Below are 17,462 nucleotides of genomic sequence, written 5' to 3' on the forward strand. Positions count from 1 at the left end.
GGCGGTCCTCTCAGAGACGGAGCAGGTTCTCGTCGTCGACCGACGTGGACCTGCGGGACTTGAAGATGGAGACCACGATGCTGAGACCGACGACGACCTCGGCCGCGGCGACGACCATGACGAAGAAGGCGAAGACCTGCCCCGTGAGGTCGCCGTACATCCTCGAGAAGGTGACGAGGACGAGGTTGACGGCGTTGAGCATGAGCTCGACGCCCATGAGCTCGATGATCGCGTTGCGGCGCAGGAGCACCGTGAGCGCCCCGAGGGTGAAGAGCACCCCGGCGAGGACGACGTAGGCGGTGACGGGGAGACTCACTTCTCCTCCTCCTTCTCCTGGGAGTCGTCGGCCGGGGCCGCCTCGACCGCGGGCGCGGACTCGGGGGCGACGGGCTGGGCGACGGCGGGGGCCGCGGCACCGGGCATGGCGGGCATGCCGGAGCGGGCCGGGTTGATGTCCTCGCGGGCGCGGACGCGGCCCTCGCGCTGGGCGGCCGCGTACTCCGGGGAGACCTCAGCGAGGGACAGGCCCTGGCCGCGGACGCGCAGGACGCGCGGGACCGACTCCTCGACGGCGTCGCCGGAGGCCTCGAGGGCCGGGGCGGCGGCGGTGTTGGTCGAGGCGTAGACGCCGGGCATCGGCTTCTGACCGGGGTGGACGCCCTTGGAGGCGTAGGCCCGCATCTTGTCGTCCATGGTCGACTGCTGCGTGACCTTGGCGCGCACGCGCTGGCGGTGCGTGAGGGTCAGGGCGCCGAGGGCGGCGATGATGAGGAGGAAGCCGGTGAGCTCCATGGTGACGACGTGGTCCCCGAAGAGGACGCCGGCCAGGTCCGCCGGCGTGGCGGAGTCGCCGTTCTTGAGGCCGGTGGCGCTCGGGAAGGCGGTGCGCCACACGACGGCGGACAGGACGGCGACGAGGCCGACGCCGAGGAGGGCGATGCCCCACTTGCCGGCGGAGACCGGCTCGTCGCCGCCGACGCCGACCAGCATGATGACGAAGAGCACCAGGGTCATGACGGCGCCGGTGTAGACGACCATCTGGGTGATGCCGAGGAAGGGAGACTCGTTGGCGATGTAGAGGATCGCCAGGCCGACCATGATCGCGATCATGTTGACCGCGGCGGACACCGCGCGGCGCGCCGTGAGCAGGCCGAAGCCGCAGACGACGCACAGGAGCGCGACGAGGGCGAACAGGACGGTCTCACCGGAGCCCATGTCGCCGACGGAGTTGAGGTTGGCGGCCAGGAGGGAGGGGACGAGGACGTTCACCGCACGGCCTCCTTCGCGGCCGCGGCGACGGGGCGCGCGGAGCCGAGGGTCGGGTCGTCGGGGCGGTTGGCGCGGACCCAGTCGACCTGGGACTGCGTGACGCCGGTGACGGCCTCGCGGTAGTAGTCGCCGTCCTCCGTGCCCTCGACCATGGGGTGGGGGGCGTCCAGCGCGCCCTCGGGCACGGGGGCGAGGAGGTCCTGCTTCTCGTAGATGAGACCCGTGCGGTTGGGGCCGACGAGCTCGTCGATCTCGTGCGTCATGGTCAGGGCGCGAGTCGGGCACGCCTCGATGCACATGCCGCAGAAGATGCAGCGCAGGTAGTTGATCTGGTACACGCGGCCGTAGCGCTCGCCGGGCGAGTACTGCGCGCCGGGGGCGTTGGAGGCGGCCTCGACGTAGATGGCGTCGGCCGGGCAGGCCCAGGCGCACAGCTCGCAGCCGATGCACTTCTCCAGCCCGTCCGCGTAGCGGTTGAGCTGGTGCCGGCCGTGGTAGCGCGGCATGAGGATCGGGCGGATGAACGGGTACTGCTCGGTGACCGTGGGCCGGAACATCGAGGAGATCGTCACGCCGTAGCCGGCGACGGGGGCGAAGAAGCGGCCGATGGCCGAGGGCTCGTCGGCCAGCCACTTGTCGTGGTCACCCCCGCCCGGTGCACGGCGGTCGTGGGTCTGGTCAGTCATCGGATCCCTCCTGGACGTTCGTCACGGAGTCGGGGGTGGACTGGGCGCCGGCGAGCGCGGGGCGCGGGGCCCCGGCGGCGGCGCGGCGGGCGCGCGGCGACAGCGGGAGCTGCTCGCCCGGCATCGGCGGGACGGGGAAGCCGCCCGCGATGGCGTCGAGCTCCTCGCCGGGGACGACGAGGTCGCCGTCGGCGTCAGTGCGCGCGGTGGCGGCGGAGGTCTTCTCGTCTCCCCCGCGCTCCGGGACGAGGAGCAGCAGGAGCATGGCGACGAGGAAGACCGCGCCGAGGATGAGGAGCAGGCCCCGCGAGGACCCGCCGGAGAAGGAGCGGTAGCCCTGGACCAGGGCGACGAGCACGAACCAGGCGAGCGAGACCGGGATGAGGAGCTTCCAGCCCAGCTGCATGAAGTGGTCGTAGCGGATGCGGACCAGGGTGCCTCGCGTCCAGATCATGAAGAACATGCACAGCCAGACCTTGGCGATGAACCAGAGCATCGGCCACCAGCCGTGGTTGAAGCCGTCCCAGATGGACCCGAGGATCCAGGAGCGCCAGCCGCCCAGGAAGAGGGTGGTGCACATGGCCGAGACGTTGAACATGTTGATGTACTCGCCGAGGTAGTACCAGGCGAACTTCATCGAGGAGTACTCGGTCATGTGGCCGGCGACGAGCTCGCCCTCGGCCTCGGGGAGGTCGAAGGGCAGGCGGTTGACCTCGCCGACCATGGACACGACGTAGATGAGGAAGCTCGGGATCATGGCGAGGCACCACCAGATGCGCTCCTGAGAGGTGACGATGCCCGAGGTGGACATCGTGCCCGCGGCGAGGAACACGGTGAGGATCGACATGCTCATGGAGAGCTCGTAGGAGATGACCTGGGCCGCGGAGCGGACGGCGCCGAGCAGCGGGTAGGTCGAGTGCGTCGACCAGCCGCCGAGGATGAGGCCGTAGACGCCGAAGCCGGTGATCGCCAGGACGTAGAGGACCGCGACCGGGAAGTCGGTCAGCTGCAGCGGCGTCACGTGGCCGAACATGCTGACCTCGGGCCCGAAGGGGATGACCGCGTAGATCATGAAGGACGCGAAGGCCGTGATGATCGGGCCGAGCAGGAAGATGAAGGTCTCGGCGCCCTTGTGCCAGATGTCCTCCTTCATGATGAGCTTCGTGGCGTCCGCGATGAGCTGCGGGATGCCGAGGAAGCCGTTCACGTTGGGGCCCGGGCGGGTCTGCATGCGCCCCAGGACTCGGCGCTCGGCCCAGATGGCCATGATGACGCTGAGGATGAGGAACAGCATGATGAAGACGGCCTTGATGAGGGAGAGCCACCAGGTCGTCTGGCTGAAGTCGGCCGTCGCTCCCCCGATCGTGGGGAGCGCCGAGCCGAGGTCGGCGTTGAGAAGAGTCGCGGTGCTCACCGGACCACCTCCGAGCTGTTCGTGAGGGCGAGCGACAGGCTGACGTGGGAGCCGTGGCCGGCGCCCAGGGTCTGGTGGACGGTCGATCCGGCCGAGCACTCCGGGAGCCACACGGTGCCGTCCGCGACGCCGCCGACGATGGCGGGCAGCGTGATGGAGCCGGTGGGGGTGCTCACCTCGACGGGCTCGCCCGGGGTGACCGAGAGGCGGGCCGCGAGGTCGGCGCCGAGGCGGGCGATCGGGCGCAGCGCCGTGGCGGCGAGGAAGGCCTCGCCGTCCTGGAGGCGCCCGGCGTCGAGCATCGGCTTGTGGGTCGTGAGGACGGCGTCGAGGCCGGAGACCGTGGAGAGGGTCTCGGGGACGTCGTCGCCGGTCTCGGCGCCGGCGGCCTCAGCCTCGGTGAAGGAGACCTCGCCGCGCGCCCCGGTGTGCAGGCCGAGGCCGGCGAGCTCGGAGTGGAGGGTCTCGAGGTCGTCGACGCCGAGGTCGATGCCCATCTCCGCGGCGAGCACGCCGAGGACCTGGCGGTCGGTGCGGGCCCGCGAGACGTGGGCCTGGCCGAAGGGGCGCACGCGCCCCTCCCAGTTGACGAAGGTGCCGTTCTTCTCGACCGCCGGGGCGACCGGCAGGACGACGTCGGCGTGCTCGGAGACCTCGGAGCGGCGGACCTCGAGCTGGACGGTGAAGCCGGAGGAGGCCAGCGCCGTGCGGGCCAGTCCCGGGTCCGGGAAGTCGCGGACGTCGACGCCCCCGACGACCAGGCCGCCGAGCTCGCCGTCGGCGAGGGCGTCCAGGATCGCGGTGGTGTCGCGACCAGGGGTCGCGGGCAGGGCCGGGCGCTGGTGGAGGCCGCTGGTCTCGATGCCCCAGGCGGCCTGGACCTCAGCGCGGGCGGCGGCGTCGGCGACCGGGCGGCCGCCGGGCAGGAGGCTCGGCAGGAGGCCGGCCTCGATGCCGCCGCGCTCGCCGGAGCGGCGCGGGACCCACGCGAGGCGGGCGCGGGTGCCGGTGGCGAGGGCGTCGACGACGGAGAGCAGGCCGGGGACGGAGGCGGCGCGCTCACCCACGAGGATGGTGGCGCCGTCGCCCTTGAGGGCCTCGACGAGCTCGGGGTGCGTCTGGGACAGGAGCGCGACGACGCGGGCCTCGTCACCGGGGGCGGCGAGGATCGTGTCGGCGGCGAGCTTGCGGGAGCCGTTGGAGGCGACGGTGGCGACGGTGGCGACCTTGACGCCGCCGGCGCGCACGCCCTTGCGCAGGCGCAGGAAGAGGGAACCGCACTCGTCCTCGGGCTCGAGGGCGACGAGGAGGACCTGGCCGGCCCTCTCGAGGCTGCGGTAGGTCACGGCGCCCAGGCCCGTGCCGGCGACGCGCTTGGCGAGGAAGGACTCCTCCTCGGCGCTGTGGTCGCGCACGCGCTGGTCGATGTCGTTGGTGCCGAGCACCGTTCGGGCGAAGCGGGACCAGGACCAGGCGTCCTCGAGGGTGAGTCGGCCGCCGGGCAGGAGGCCCACGCCGCCGTCGGCCTGGGCTCTGGCGAGGCCCTGGGCGGCGACGTCGAGGGCGTCCGACCAGGACGTCGGGACGAGCTCGCCGGACTCCTCGTCGCGCACGAGCGGCACGGTGAGGCGGTCCTCGAGGCTCGACCAGGCGAAGCCGAAGCGGTCCTTGTCGGTGATCCACTCCTCGTTGACCTCGGGGTCGTTGCCGGCCAGGCGGCGCAGCACGACGCCGCGGCGCATGTCGACGCGGATCGCGGAGCCGGAGGCGTCCTGCTCGGTGACCGAGTCGGTGGAGACGAGGTCCATCGGGCGGGCTCGGAAGCGGTAGCGGGCGCTGGTGAGGGCGCCGACGGGGCAGATCTGGATGATGTTGCCCGAGAAGTAGGAGGCGAAGGGACGGCCGGAGAGGTCGAGGTCCTCGCGCACGTCGCCGGCGACGGAGCCGGTCACGGTGCCGCCCGCGACACCCGCCTCGCCGGAGGGGCCGGCCAGGCCGGCCTCGGGGGCGAGGTAGTCGCCGCCGCGGATGGTCTGGGTGGAGATCCCGGCGATGCCCTCGGGGTCGAAGAAGTCGAGGACCGTGGAGTCGAAGCGGCCGATCTGCTCGCCGTAGAGGCCGCCGTCGACGTGGCCGCCGACGTGGCCGCCGCCGCGGCCCTGGAGCGCGATGAACGGGTCGCCGGCGATCTGGTCGGCGAAGCGCACGCAGCGCTGGCACAGGATGCAGCGGTCGCGGTCGAGGAGGATGTTGCTCGTCAGACGCAGGGGCTTGGGGAAGGTGCGCTTGACGTCGGTGAAGCGGGTGACGCTCTGGGCGCCCGAGGCCATGAGCTCGAGGGCCTGGTTCTGCAGGGGGCACTCGCCGCCCTTGTCGCACACGGGGCAGTCGAGCGGGTGGTTGATGAGCAGGAACTCCATCGTGCCGTCCTGCGCCTTGGCGGCGACGGGGCTGGTGGCCTGCGTCTTGATCTCCATCCCCTCCATGGCCGTCATGGCGCAGGAGGGCTGGGGCTTGGGCATGGGGCGGACGACGCCGTCGCGGCCCGGCATGGCCACCTCGACGAGGCACTGGCGGCAGTTGGCCGACGGCGCCAGGAGCGGGTGGTCGCAGAAGCGCGGGATCCGGACGCCGACCTTCTCCGCGGCGCGGATGAGGAGGGTGCCCTTCTCGACCTCGACGGGCATGCCGTCGATCGTCATGTTGACCATGTCAGTCATGTGTCACCGTGCGCTTTCAACGATGGAGGAGGCGGCGTGGGGGAAGAGCTCGGCGGCGGGGGTGGTGTACCCGGCCTCGAACTCGCTGCGGAAGCGCTTGATTCCGGAGCGCACCGGGGTGGCCGCGGCGTCGCCGAGGGCGCAGAAGGAGCGGCCGGCGATGTTGGAGGCGATGTCGTCGAGCTTGTCGACGTCCCCGGGCAGGCCCTTGCCGACCTCGAGGCGCTCCATGATCTGGCGCATCCAGTAGGTGCCCTCGCGGCAGGGGGTGCACTTGCCGCAGGACTCGTGCTGGTAGAACTCCGTCCACCGCGCCACGACGCGGACCACGGAGACGGTCTCGTCGAAGACCTGGAGGGCGCGGGTGCCGAGCATGGAGCCGGCGGCGCCGACGGACTCGTAGTCGAGGGGGACGTCGAGCTCCTCGGGGCCGAAGATCGGCACGGAGGAGCCTCCGGGGACCCAGAACTTGAGCTCGTGCCCGGGGCGCACGCCCCCGGCCATCTCGATGAGCTCGCGCATCGTGATGCCGAAGGGTGCCTCGAACTGGCCGGGGTTCACGACGTGTCCCGACACGGAGAAGATGCCGTGGCCCTTCGACTTCTCGGTGCCCATCGAGGAGTACCACTCGGCGCCGCGGGCGAGGACGCCGGGCACGGAGGCGATGGTCTCGACGTTGTTGACGACGGTCGGGCGGGCGTAGAGGCCCGCGACGGCCGGGAACGGGGGCTTGAGGCGCGGGTGGCCGCGGCGTCCCTCGAGGGAGTCGAGGAGCGCGGTCTCCTCACCGCAGATGTAGGCGCCGGCGCCGGCGTGCGCGGTGATGCGCAGCGGCTTGGTGCCGTCCAGGCCGAAGCCGGTGGAGAGCAGGCCGGCCTGCTCGGCCTCGGTGACGGCGTGGAGGAGGCGGCGGTAGACGTGGACGGCCTCGCCGCGCAGGAAGATGAAGGCGTGGTCGCCGCCGATGGCGCGCGAGGTGATCGCGACGCCCTCGATGAGGGCCTGCGGGTTGAACATGATCGTCGGCATGTCCTTGCAGGTGCCCGGCTCGGACTCGTCGGCGTTGACGACGAGGTAGCGGGGCTGGCCGTCGTCGGGCGGCAGGAAGGACCACTTGAGGCCGGTCGGGAAGCCGGCGCCGCCGCGGCCGCGCAGGTTGGAGGCCTTGACGAGGCCCACGAGGTCCTCGCGGCTCATCTCCTTGGCCCTGGCCAGGCCCTGGTAGCCGCCGTTGGCGCGGTAGGTCTCCAGGGACCAGGAGCGGTCCTTGTCCCAGATGTCGGTGAGGACGGGCGTGAGGGTGCCCGGGGCCGTGAAGACGGGGCCCTGCGGCTCGGCGTCCGTGGCGTTCTCGCTCACTTGGTCTCCTCCTTGGGGGCGGTCCAGCCGTTCTCGCGCGCGATGCGCAGGCCGAGGAGGCTCGGGTCGCCGGGGCGTCCGCCCTCGTCGGAGCGGCCGTCCTCGAAGCCGGCGAGGACGCGGGAGTTCTCGCGGAAGGTGGGCAGGGTCTCGGGGCCGCGCGTGGGGACGACGTCCTCGCCGCGGCGCAGGCGGTCGATGATGTCGACGGCGCTGGCCGGCGTCTGGTTGTCGAAGAACTCCCAGTTGACCATGACGACGGGGGCGTAGTCGCAGGCGGCGTTGCACTCGATGCGCTCGAGGGAGATCCTGCCGTCCTCGCTGGTCTCGTCGTTGCCGAGACCGGTGTGCTCGGCGACGGCCTTCCAGACCTCGTCGCCGCCCATGACGGCGCACAGGGCGTTCGTGCAGACGCCGACGTGGTACTCGCCGGCGGGGTGGCGGCGGAACTGGCTGTAGAAGGTCGCGACGGCGGAGACCTCGGAGCGGGTCAGGCCCAGGGACTCGGCGCAGATGGCGATGCCGCGGGGGGCGACGTAGCCGTCGACGCTCTGGACGAGGTGCAGCATCGGGATGAGGGCGCTGCGCTCGTGGCCCTCGGGGTAGCGGGAGCGGATCTGCGCGATGTCCTCGCGCAGGCGCGCCTCGACCTCGGGCTCGTAGCCGGAGGTCGTCACCGGGGCGGCGGCCGCGTGGCGGCCCGCGGTGGGGGTGTTCTCGACGGTCATCAGCGGTCCACGCCTCCCAGGACGGGGTCGATCGACGCCAGCGAGGGGACGAGGTCGGCGATCATGCCGCCCTCACCCATCATGGCCAGCGACTGCAGGTTGGAGTAGGAGGGGTCGCGGAAGTGGACCCGGTAGGGGCGGGTGCCGCCGTCGGAGACGGCGTGGACGCCCATGACGCCCTTGGCGTGCTCGACGGTCTGGTAGACCTGGCCGGCCGGGACGCGGAAGCCCTGGGTCACCAGCTTGAAGTGGTGGATGAGCGACTCCATCGAGGTGCCCATGATCTCGCGGACGTGCTCGAGGGACTGGCCCTGGCCGTCGGTGGCGATGGCCATCTGGGCGGGCCAGGCGATCGTCGGGTCGGCGACCATGTGGCTGTTGGACGGGTCGTCGCCGCGGGCGGTGATCTCGTCGAGGCGGTCGAGGGCCTGGGAGACGATCTTGAGGGACTGGTAGCACTCGTCGAAGCGTACGCGCAGACGGTTGTAGCAGTCGGAGCGGTCGTAGACCGGGACGTCGAAGTCGTAGGTCTCGTAGCCGCAGTAGGGACGGGTCTTGCGCAGGTCGAGCGGGTAGCCGGCGGCCTTGATGCAGGGGCCGGTGAGGCCCAGGGCCATGCCCGCGGCGAGGGTGATCTCGCCGACTCCGATGAAGCGCGACTTGAGGAGCGGGTTCTCGAGCAGCAGCTCGCCGAGCTCCTTGATGTCGTTCTTGATGTCCGGCATGACGGAGCGGACGAACTCGCTGAACTCGGCCGGGACGTCCTGGGCGAGGCCGCCGGGGCGGACGTAGGCGTGGTTCATGCGCAGGCCGGAGACCATCTCGAAGGCGCGCAGGATGTTCTCGCGGCAGCGGAAGGCGATCGTCATGAGGGTCGTGCCGCCGAGCTCGTTGCCGCCGGTGCCGATCGCGATGACGTGCGAGGCGATGCGGTTGAGCTCCATGAGGATGACGCGCACGACGGTGGCCTTCTCGGGCACGTCGTCGGTGATGCCGAGGAGCTTCTCGACGGCGAGGGCGTAGCCGACCTCCTGGAAGAAGGGGGCCACGTAGTCCATACGGGTCACGAAGGTCTCGCCCTGGGTCCAGGTGCGGTACTCCATGTTCTTCTCGATGCCCGTGTGGAGGTAGCCGGTGCCCACGCGGACCTCGGTGACCTTCTCTCCGTCGGTCTCGAGGACGAGGCGGAGGACGCCGTGGGTGGAGGGGTGGACGGGCCCCATGTTGACGACGATGCGGTCGTGCTCGAGGCGGTCCTGCTCGTCGCGCGCGGCGATCTCGGCCGCGATCTCGTCCCAGTCGCCGCCCTCGGCGGTCCACTGCGGGGCGCCCTCGGCGAGCGCGTCGGTGGCGGGGCCGGTGGCGTGGAACTGGGTGCTGCTGGCGGTGCTCATCAGCGGTACGACCTCCGGGTGTCGGCGGGCGGGGTGGTGGCGCCCTTGTACTCGACGGGGATGCCGCCGAGCGGGTAGTCCTTGCGCTGCGGGTGCCCGACCCAGTCGTCGGGCATCGCGGAGCGGGTGAGGTTGGGGTGGCCGTCGAAGACGATGCCCATGAGGTCCCAGGTCTCGCGCTCGTGCCAGTCGTCGCCGGGGTAGACGGAGACGATGGAGGGCACGTGCGGGTCGGACTCGGGGCAGGTCACCTCGAGGCGGATCGCGCGGGAGCCGTGGGTCAGCGAGACCAGCTCGAAGCAGGCGTGGAGCTCGCGGCCGGCGTCGCCGGGGTAGTGGACGCCGGAGACGCCCAGGCACAGCTCGAAGCGGAGGTCCTGGTCGTCGCGCAGGGGGCGGACGACGTCGAGGAGGTGCTCGCGCGTGATGAAGAGGGTGAGCTCGTCGTGCTCGATGACGACCTTCTCGATCGCGTCGGCCGGCTCGACCCCGGCGTCCTGAAGGTCCTCGACGAGGGCGTCGACGACGTCGTCGAACCAGGAGCCGTAGGGGCGCACGGCGGCGGGAGCGAGGGCGACGACGCTGGTGGTGCCGCCGTAGCCGGAGGTGTCGCCGGCGTCGGACTGGCCGAACTGGCCCGTGTGCGTGCCGATGACCTCGAGGCGCAGCTCGGGGCGCACCTCGCGGCCCGCGACCTCGGGCACGGCCGGAGCCGCAACCTCGGGGGCCTCGACGTCGAAGGAGGGGGTGTTCTCACTCATGCGAGCAGGCCCTTCATCTCATGGGTGGGGGTGGCGGCGAGGGCGGCGGCCTCGACGGCCCGGGCGATTTCCTCGCGGTGGCCGAAGATCGGGCGGCGCTCGATCTGGCGGGTGAGCTCGAGCATCGCGTTGATGAGCATCTCCGGGCGGGGCGGGCAGCCGGGCAGGTAGATGTCGACCGGGACGATGTGGTCGCAGCCCTGGATGACGGCGTAGTTGTTGAAGATGCCGCCCGAGGAGGCGCAGGCGCCCATGGAGATGACCCACTTGGGCTCGGGCATCGAGTCGTAGACGTTGCGGATGACCGGGGCCATCTTGTGGGAGACGCGGCCCGACACGATCATGACGTCGGCGTGGCGCGGAGAGGCGCGGAAGACCTCCCAGCCGAAGCGGGACATGTCGAAGCGGGGCGTGCCGGTGCCCATCATCTCGATGGCGCAGCAGGCCAGGCCCATCGTGACCGGCCAGAGAGAGCGCGCCTGGGCCAGGCCCGTCAGCTTCTCGACGCTGGTGAGCATGAAGCCCGGGCCCTCGACGGACTGCTCGGCCTCGATCTGAAGATCGTCCCGCTTGGAGGGGATGGTCTTCATCTTCTCGTTGTAGGCCTTGAACTCGGTCTTGTCCATGTGCTGCTCCTGTAGGTCCTTCGCTCCGTCTTGCCTGCGCCGGTCAGTCCCAGTCGAGACCGCCGCGGCGCCACTCAAGGAGGTAGGGCACGGTGATGAGGGCGATGAAGACGAGGGCCGCGCTCAGCCCGAAGAAGCCGAGGCGGTGGAACGCCGTGGCCCACGGGTAGAGGAAGACGACCTCGACGTCGAAGATGATGAAGGTCATGCCGACGAGGTAGAAGGCGACGGGGAAGCGCCCGTGGTCAGTGTTGGCCGGCGTGGGGTCGATGCCGCACTCGTAGTTCTGCGTCTTGATCTTGTTGCGCTTGTTCGGGCTGACGATCGCCGAGAGGGCGAGACCGCCGAGGGCCACGACGAGCGCGACCGCCGCCATGATGAGCAGTGAGACGTAGGGGTTCATGCTGCCGGCACCATTCTCGAGAGGATCTGGATGAGGTGGTCGGTGGGGTCGCCGCCGCGGCGCTCCCAGCCGTCCGAGAGGAGCTTGGTCACGAGCCTCATGAGGCGCTTGCGCGGCAGCCCGTAGCGGGTGCACAGGCGCATGACCTCGGGGTGCTCGATGAGGGAGACGAAGACGCGTCCCAGCGTGTAGTAGCCGCCCATCTGGGCCTCAAGGGCGCGAGGGTACTCGGCCAGCGCGAGCTCGCGCCCGGCGGCGGTGGAGCGGGCGGAGGCGAGGGCCGCGGCCTGTGCGGCGTAGCGGCCCGACATGATCGCCTGGGCGATGCCCTCCCCGTTGAAGGGGGAGACCATGCCGCCGGCGTCGCCGAGGAGCATGAGCCCGTCGGCGTAGTGGGGCTTGCGGTTGAAGGCCATCGGGAGGGCGGCCGAGGACAGACGACCGACCTGGTTCTCCGGGGTGAAGCCCCAGGACTCGGGGCAGTTCTCCATCCAGCGGCTGAAGACGGCCTTGTAGTCGATGCGGGTCGTCGCGGCGCGGCTGGACACCGAGCCCAGGCCGACGTTGACGAGCCCCTCGCCGACCGACCAGATCCAGCCGTAGCCGGGCAGCAGGTCGGAGCGGTTCGCGGGGCCGTCCCACAGCTCGAGCTGCGACTCCATCCAGGAGTCGTCGGAGCGCGGGGAGCGGAAGTAGGCGCGCACGGCGACGCCGAGCGGGCGGTGCTCGTCCTTGCTCCGGCCGACGGAGGTGGCGAGGCGGGCGGAGACGCCGCCGGCGTCGACGACGAGCGGCGCGGTGACGGTGGCGGGCGCCTCGACGCCCGGGTTCCCGACGCGCGGGGTGGGCTTGACCTCGACGCCGGTGACCCGGCCGGAGGCGCTGGTGACGGCGCCGGTGACGGTGACCCCGGTGAGGAGCCGGGCGCCGGCGGCGACGGCGTGCTCGGCGAGGTCGCGGTCGAGCTGGGAGCGGCGGCGCGCCATGCCGTAGGAGGGCAGGGAGCGCTGCTCGGGCCACGGGACGTGGAGCATGTGGCCGCCGCCGATGACGCGCAGTCCCTCGTTGCGCTGCCAGCCGGTGGTGTCGACGCCCATGAGGGCGAGCTCGGAGACGGCGGAGGGGGTGAGGCCGTCGCCGCAGACCTTGTCGCGGCCGAGCTCGTTCTTCTCCAGGAGGAGGACGTCGAGGCCGAGGGTGGCCATGTGGTAGGCGGCGGAGGCTCCGGCGGGACCGGCTCCGACGACGACGACGTCGGCGGTGAGGTCCTCGGAGCGGGCGGGGGTGCGCACGGCGGGCTCGCCGGACGTCGGCGCGGCCTGGTGGGCCCGGCGGCTCTGCGGTGTGCGGGCGTCGGACACGAGCGCGTGCACCTCCTTCACGGGGAGCGGGGTCGCTTGGGTCGGCGGCCGAGGGCTCCGCGGGCAGGCGGAGCCGCGCATGACTCTACCGAGGAGCCGGGAGCGCTCCGGCAGCACCGGGGCCGTGGCGCGCTTTCGGCGTCATGGTGCCGCGAGGGGGTCGGGCCGGTCACGGTCGGGTCTCACCCCGGTGAACGTATTTAGCACCGCACCACCTTGCGAATTTCACGTTTGTGAAGTGGGTCTCTGGTCCTAGGCGCGCACCTCGCCCGTTCCCCCGGCGACGGCGCCGACAGGCCGGTGGTCCTCGGCGCCTGACATGATGGGCCCCATGAGCCGAGCCACCCTTGCCAAGGACCCGCGCGAGGTCGCGGGCATGTTCGACGCCGTCGCGCGCCGCTACGACCTCACGAACGACGTCATGAGCCTGTGGCAGGTGCGCATGTGGCGCCGCGTCACCCGCACCGCCGTCGGCGCCCGCCCGGGCACCCGGGTGCTCGACCTCGCCGCCGGCACCGGCACCTCCTCCGTGGAGTACGCCGCCGACGGCGCCCGGGTCGTCGCCTGCGACTTCTCCACCGGCATGGTCGCCGAGGGCAAGGCCCGCCACCCCGAGATCGAGTTCGTCGCCGGCGACGCCATGGCGCTGCCCTTCGCCGACGCCTCCTTCGACGTCGTCACCATCTCCTACGGGCTGCGCAACGTCCAGGACACCGTCAAGGCCCTGTCCGAGATGCGCCGCGTCACCCGCCCCGGCGGACGAGTCGTCATCGCCGAGTTCTCCCAGCCGGTGTGGAGGCCCTTCCGCGAGCTCTACCGCTTCTACCTCGGCACGGCCCTGCCCGCCGCCGGGCGCCTCGTCTCCTCCAACACCGAGGCCTACTCCTACCTGGGCGAGTCCATCGTCGACTGGGCCGACCAGGAGCGCCTCGCCGCCCTCATGCAGGAGGCCGGCTGGCGCGGCGTCGGCTACAAGAACCTCTCCGGCGGCATCGTCGCCGTGCACCGCGCGACGCGCCCCGCCGAGCAGTGAGCGCCGCCCCGCGCGCCCGCCGCACCGCGCTCTCCCGCTCGACCGTCTCCCCCGTCCCCCTCGTCACGGCCTTCCGGCCGGCGGACGAGGTCGCCGCCCACCCGCCCCGGCTCTCCTTCCGGACGACTCCCCTGCCCGAGGGGGCGCTCGCCCTGCCGCAGCGAGGCGAGGACGGCGAGCTCCACGGCACGCCGATCCCCGAGGACCCGGCCACGCCCCTCACCCTCATCGACCTCCTCGAGTCCCACGGGGACGTCGCCTCCTGGGTCCGCGAGGGCCGCGGCGTCGTCGCACTGGGCCGCACCCTGGAGATCTCGGCGCGCGGCGAGGAGAGGATCGAGGAGCTGCGCGCCGCGTGGCGCGCCACCGTCTACGCCTCCTGGTGGGAGGACCCGCTCGTCCGCCCGGGCACGGGCCCGGTGGCGCTCGGCACGATCGCCTTCTCCCCCGCCTCCGCCGAGCGATCGGCCCTCCTCGTCCCGCGCATGCTCGTGGGCCTCGACGACGAGGGCGGCTGGATCACGACCGCCGTCGCCGAGGGCGAGGAGCATCCGGACCCCGAGGCGCTCCTGCCGGCCCTCGTGTCCACGGCCCGCCTCCACCGGGCCGCCGCTGAGCGCCAGGAGACCGCCGAGGTGTCCCCCGGGGCCCTCAGCGAGGAGGCCTGGTGCGAGGCCGTCGTCGAGACCCAGCGGCGGATGGCCGAGGGCGAGGCCCGCAAGGTCGTCCTCGCCCGGGACGTCCTCGTACGCCCCTCGCGCGGCCTGGCCACGGGCACCGTCCTCGGGCACCTCGCCCGCCACTACCCGTCGTGCTGGACCTTCGCGGTCGACGGGATGATCGGTGCGACCCCGGAGCTGCTCGTGCGCCTCGAGGGGCGGCGCCTCTTCTCCCGCGTGCTCGCCGGCACCGCGCGCCGCAGCGGGGCGGCCGACGCGGTCCCCGCCTCACCCTCCGCCTCCCCAGCCGGGCCGGACGGGACCGCGTCGCCCGCCCCCGGTGCCTCCCCCACCGGCGAGGAGGCCGCCCCGACCACCGACGTCCTCGAGGACCTCGCCGCCTGGCTGACGGGCTCGGAGAAGAACCGCGAGGAGCACGAGCTCGCCCGCGCCTCGGCGGTCCGCGCCCTCGACCCCCTGTGCTCCGTGGTCGAGGCCCCGGAGCCCTTCGTCCTCACGCTCCCCAACGTCCTCCACCTCGCCACCGACGTCACCGGCGTCGTCGCCGGGGACACGGGCGCGCTGTCCCTCGTGCGGGCCCTGCACCCGACGGCGGCCGTGTGCGGGGCGCCGACGCCGTCGGCGGCCCGGATCATCGAGGAGGTCGAGGGGATGGACCGCGGCCGCTACGCCGGGCCGGTCGGCTGGGTCGACTGGCACGGCGAGGGCGAGTGGGGCATCGCGCTGCGCAGCGCGAGGCTCAGCGCGACGGAGATCGGTCCGTCCTCCCCGGCCCGCGTCTTCGGCGGGGGCGGTATCATGCCGGGCTCGGACCCGCGTGACGAGCTCGCCGAGACCCGCGCCAAGATGCGCCCCGTCCTCGAGGCCCTGGGCGCCGCCGAGGGCTGACGGCCTCGCCTCAGGCGCTCGCCGGCACGGACCCGCGCGGTCCGACTCGTCCGCGGTACCACGACGGCGTCGCCGCCCTCCCCGGCTCGGGGGAGGGCGGCGACGTCGTCGAGCCGGTGCGGCGCGTCCGCGCGAGCCGCCTCAGGAGTCCTTGCGCTCCGAGAGCGTCGCCTGGACCGAGATCTCCTTGCCGTCGCGGATGACGGTGAGGGTGGCCGTGTCGCCGGCGGAGTACTGCCGGACGAAGCCGGTGAGGGCCGCAGCCTGCGTCGTCGGCTTGCCGTCGATCGCGGTGATGACGTCGCCCTCCGCGAGGCCGGCCTTGGAGGCGGGGGAGTCGGACTCGACGGAGCCGACCTCGGCGCCGGCGCGGGTGGCGCCGTCGACCTCGGAGGAGCCGTCGCCGATGGACACGCCGAGGTAGGCGTGGGTCGCGGTGCCGGACTTGATGAGCTGGTCGGAGACCTTCTGGACGAGGTTGGAGGGGATCGCGAAGCCGATGCCGATGGACCCGGACTCGCTCGAGGAGGACGAGCTCATCGAGGCGATCGAGCTCGTGATGCCGATGACCTTGCCGGACTCGTCGAAGAGCGGGCCACCGGAGTTGCCGGGGTTGATCGCGGCGTCGATCTGGATGGCGTTGGTGTAGACGCTGGAGTCGGTGGAGGACTGGGACTGGCTCTGGGACTGGTCCTGCGACTGGCCGAAGAGGTCGCCGAGGCCGCCGGAGGACTGGCCCTGCGAGGAGTCGGACTCGGTGGTCGTCGTGACGACAGGACGGTTGAGGGCCGAGACGATGCCGGTGGTCGCCGTGGAGGACAGGCCGAGCGGGTTGCCGATCGCCATGACGTCCTCGCCGGTGGCGACGGAGTCGGAGTCTCCGAACTGGGCGACGGTGAGGTCGCTCGGGGCGTTCTCGAGCTCGACGACGGCGAGGTCGGTGGCGGGGTCGGTGCCGGTGACCTTGGCGGAGTAGATGCGCCCGTCGGCGAGGGTCACCTGGATCTGGGCGGCGCCGTCGACGACGTGGTTGTTCGTGATGACGTGGCCGGAGGAGTCGTAGATGACCCCGGAGCCCTCGGCGGTGCCCGAGGAGGTCTTGACGGTGATGGCGACGACGGCGTTGCCGACGGCGGAGGTGACGGCCTCCCAGTCGGGGGCGGCCTGGGTCGAGGACACGGTCTTCGTCGTCGAGCCGGTGGCGAGGGCCGTCGAGCGGGCGGTCGCGACGGAGCTGGTCGAGGACGAGTCCCCGTCGATGGCCTGGACGACGGCGGCGGTGCCGCCGGAGGCGATGACGGCCGCGGCGAGGGTCGCGGCGATGACGCCGCCCCAGCCGGGTCCGCGGCGCTGCTTGCGGCGGCGCGGGGCGGCGGAGTCCGCGGCGGAGCCGTTCGGGTAGCCGGAGTAGGGCGGCTGGCCGGAGCCGTCGACGCCGGTGGCGGTCTGCGGGGCCGGGGCGCCCGCGGCGGCCGCCGAGGCGGCGTAGGGGGCGCTCGCCGCGGTGGCGTAGCCGGGGGCCGAGGAGGCGGAGCCGTAGAGGCTCGTGCGGCGCGAGAGGTCGTAGCCCGCGGGCTGGCTGGGGGTGCTCCGGTACGGCGAGGGCGCCGTGCCCTGGCGCAGCGGGGTCGCGTCGAAGCGGCTCGTGTCGTGGTACGGGTCGGCCGCCGTGGAGGCGGTGGGCGGGGCGGTGGGCGGGGCGGCGGGGGCCTGCTGCGGCTCCGGGGTCCGGCCGCGCACGGCCGGCTGCTGCACGGTCGGGGCCTCGCCGGTGGACGGGGTCCGCCCGGCCGCCTGCTCCGTCGGCCGGCTCGTGCGGTCGGTGGCGTTCACCTGGGCGGCCCGCTGCCGGGCCTCCTCGGCGGCCTCGCGGCTGAAGCGCGGGGTCGTGGGCTGGGTCGCGTCGTCGTCTCGGGTGCTCATGTGTCCTCCTCGGGCCGGGCCCGTCATCAAGATGGCTGAAGCCTCACGCCGGGTCCTGGACCGTTTCCGACCCCTGTCTGGGACCGACCTGTGAAACCGGCTCATCACATTTGAGGGTGTAGAGGCGGGGTGATCACGGCGGCGCGTCGGTCCGCGGATGAGGGTCGAGGCCTCCCGAGGATGGAAGTTCTCACACTCACCATCCGGAAGACCTCGA

At 72.4% G+C, this 17,462-nt stretch carries 15 protein-coding genes; 2 read left to right on the forward strand and 13 right to left on the reverse strand.

From position 1 onward, the window contains the following. Positions 1-10: 10 nt before the first annotated feature. From nuoK to AXF14_RS01950, 12 genes are read right to left on the reverse strand one after another with little or no spacing between them, the layout of a single operon-like run. Positions 11-316 (reverse strand): NADH-quinone oxidoreductase subunit NuoK, encoded by a 306-nt coding sequence (nuoK, locus tag AXF14_RS01895; protein WP_067940218.1) that lies wholly within the window; start codon positions 314-316, stop codon positions 11-13. Continuing rightward, positions 313-1,269, reverse strand: a complete 957-nt coding sequence (locus AXF14_RS01900; protein WP_067940221.1) for an NADH-quinone oxidoreductase subunit J — start codon at positions 1,267-1,269, stop codon at positions 313-315. Before AXF14_RS01900 ends, nuoK begins: the two co-directional genes overlap by 4 nt. Continuing rightward, on the reverse strand, positions 1,266-1,955 hold the full coding sequence (gene nuoI / locus AXF14_RS01905) for an NADH-quinone oxidoreductase subunit NuoI (RefSeq protein ID WP_067940224.1): 690 nt from the start codon (positions 1,953-1,955) through the stop codon (positions 1,266-1,268). The genes AXF14_RS01900 and nuoI overlap by 4 nt, the downstream gene beginning before the upstream one ends. Further along, positions 1,948-3,369, reverse strand: a complete 1,422-nt coding sequence (gene nuoH, locus AXF14_RS01910; RefSeq protein ID WP_067940227.1) for an NADH-quinone oxidoreductase subunit NuoH — start codon at positions 3,367-3,369, stop codon at positions 1,948-1,950. The genes nuoI and nuoH overlap by 8 nt, the downstream gene beginning before the upstream one ends. Next, positions 3,366-6,089: an NADH-quinone oxidoreductase subunit G gene (locus tag AXF14_RS01915; protein ID WP_067940230.1), complete on the reverse strand. Its 2,724-nt coding sequence runs from the start codon at positions 6,087-6,089 to the stop codon at positions 3,366-3,368. Before AXF14_RS01915 ends, nuoH begins: the two co-directional genes overlap by 4 nt. Positions 6,090-6,092: 3 nt before the next feature. Next, entirely contained in the window at positions 6,093-7,448 is a 1,356-nt protein-coding gene (gene nuoF, locus AXF14_RS01920; protein WP_067940233.1) for an NADH-quinone oxidoreductase subunit NuoF, read from the reverse strand. Further along, on the reverse strand, positions 7,445-8,176 hold the full coding sequence (nuoE, locus tag AXF14_RS01925) for an NADH-quinone oxidoreductase subunit NuoE (RefSeq protein WP_067940236.1): 732 nt from the start codon (positions 8,174-8,176) through the stop codon (positions 7,445-7,447). The genes nuoF and nuoE overlap by 4 nt, the downstream gene beginning before the upstream one ends. Beyond that, positions 8,176-9,570: an NADH-quinone oxidoreductase subunit D gene (locus AXF14_RS01930; RefSeq protein ID WP_067940240.1), complete on the reverse strand. Its 1,395-nt coding sequence runs from the start codon at positions 9,568-9,570 to the stop codon at positions 8,176-8,178. The genes nuoE and AXF14_RS01930 overlap by 1 nt, the downstream gene beginning before the upstream one ends. Continuing rightward, positions 9,570-10,331 (reverse strand): NADH-quinone oxidoreductase subunit C, encoded by a 762-nt coding sequence (locus tag AXF14_RS01935; protein WP_067940244.1) that lies wholly within the window; start codon positions 10,329-10,331, stop codon positions 9,570-9,572. Before AXF14_RS01935 ends, AXF14_RS01930 begins: the two co-directional genes overlap by 1 nt. Continuing rightward, complete coding sequence (locus AXF14_RS01940) at positions 10,328-10,957, reverse strand: NADH-quinone oxidoreductase subunit B (protein ID WP_084355275.1); 630 nt, start codon at positions 10,955-10,957, stop codon at positions 10,328-10,330. Before AXF14_RS01940 ends, AXF14_RS01935 begins: the two co-directional genes overlap by 4 nt. A gap of 43 nt (positions 10,958-11,000) precedes the next feature. Next, positions 11,001-11,360, reverse strand: coding sequence for an NADH-quinone oxidoreductase subunit A (ndhC, locus tag AXF14_RS01945; protein ID WP_067940247.1), 360 nt, complete (start codon positions 11,358-11,360; stop codon positions 11,001-11,003). After that, positions 11,357-12,652: a geranylgeranyl reductase family protein gene (locus AXF14_RS01950; protein WP_067943905.1), complete on the reverse strand. Its 1,296-nt coding sequence runs from the start codon at positions 12,650-12,652 to the stop codon at positions 11,357-11,359. Before AXF14_RS01950 ends, ndhC begins: the two co-directional genes overlap by 4 nt. Before the next feature lie 400 nt (positions 12,653-13,052). On the opposite strand from AXF14_RS01950, the gene AXF14_RS01955 reads away from it, so the two are divergent. Both AXF14_RS01955 and AXF14_RS01960 read left to right on the forward strand, forming a co-directional pair. Next, on the forward strand, positions 13,053-13,754 hold the full coding sequence (locus tag AXF14_RS01955; RefSeq protein WP_150118385.1) for a demethylmenaquinone methyltransferase: 702 nt from the start codon (positions 13,053-13,055) through the stop codon (positions 13,752-13,754). Beyond that, the gene (locus tag AXF14_RS01960; protein ID WP_084355277.1) at positions 13,751-15,322 is read left to right on the forward strand and encodes an isochorismate synthase; all 1,572 of its coding nucleotides are present in this window, start codon (positions 13,751-13,753) and stop codon (positions 15,320-15,322) included. Before AXF14_RS01955 ends, AXF14_RS01960 begins: the two co-directional genes overlap by 4 nt. A gap of 141 nt (positions 15,323-15,463) precedes the next feature. On the opposite strand, the gene AXF14_RS01965 is transcribed toward AXF14_RS01960, so the two are convergent. Continuing rightward, entirely contained in the window at positions 15,464-17,245 is a 1,782-nt protein-coding gene (locus AXF14_RS01965; RefSeq protein WP_084355278.1) for a S1C family serine protease, read from the reverse strand. Between the last annotated feature and the right edge of the window lie 217 nt (positions 17,246-17,462).

The sequence above is a fragment of the Actinomyces radicidentis genome (assembly GCF_001553565.1).
Classification (GTDB): Bacteria; Actinomycetota; Actinomycetes; order Actinomycetales; family Actinomycetaceae; genus Actinomyces; species Actinomyces radicidentis.

Bases quoted from the DNA above. Each gene is read 5' to 3' on its own strand.
- nuoI (WP_067940224.1), bottom strand. From the start codon at position 1,955: ATGACTGACCAGACCCACGACCGCCGTGCACCGGGCGGGGGTGACCAC.
- AXF14_RS01915 (WP_067940230.1), bottom strand. From the start codon at position 6,089: ATGACTGACATGGTCAACATGACGATCGACGGCATGCCCGTCGAGGTC.
- nuoE (WP_067940236.1), bottom strand. From the start codon at position 8,176: ATGACCGTCGAGAACACCCCCACCGCGGGCCGCCACGCGGCCGCCGCC.
- AXF14_RS01930 (WP_067940240.1), bottom strand. From the start codon at position 9,570: ATGAGCACCGCCAGCAGCACCCAGTTCCACGCCACCGGCCCCGCCACC.
- AXF14_RS01935 (WP_067940244.1), bottom strand. From the start codon at position 10,331: ATGAGTGAGAACACCCCCTCCTTCGACGTCGAGGCCCCCGAGGTTGCG.
- AXF14_RS01940 (WP_084355275.1), bottom strand. From the start codon at position 10,957: ATGGACAAGACCGAGTTCAAGGCCTACAACGAGAAGATGAAGACCATC.
- ndhC (WP_067940247.1), bottom strand. From the start codon at position 11,360: ATGAACCCCTACGTCTCACTGCTCATCATGGCGGCGGTCGCGCTCGTC.
- AXF14_RS01955 (WP_150118385.1), top strand. From the start codon at position 13,053: ATGAGCCGAGCCACCCTTGCCAAGGACCCGCGCGAGGTCGCGGGCATG.
- AXF14_RS01965 (WP_084355278.1), bottom strand. From the start codon at position 17,245: ATGAGCACCCGAGACGACGACGCGACCCAGCCCACGACCCCGCGCTTC.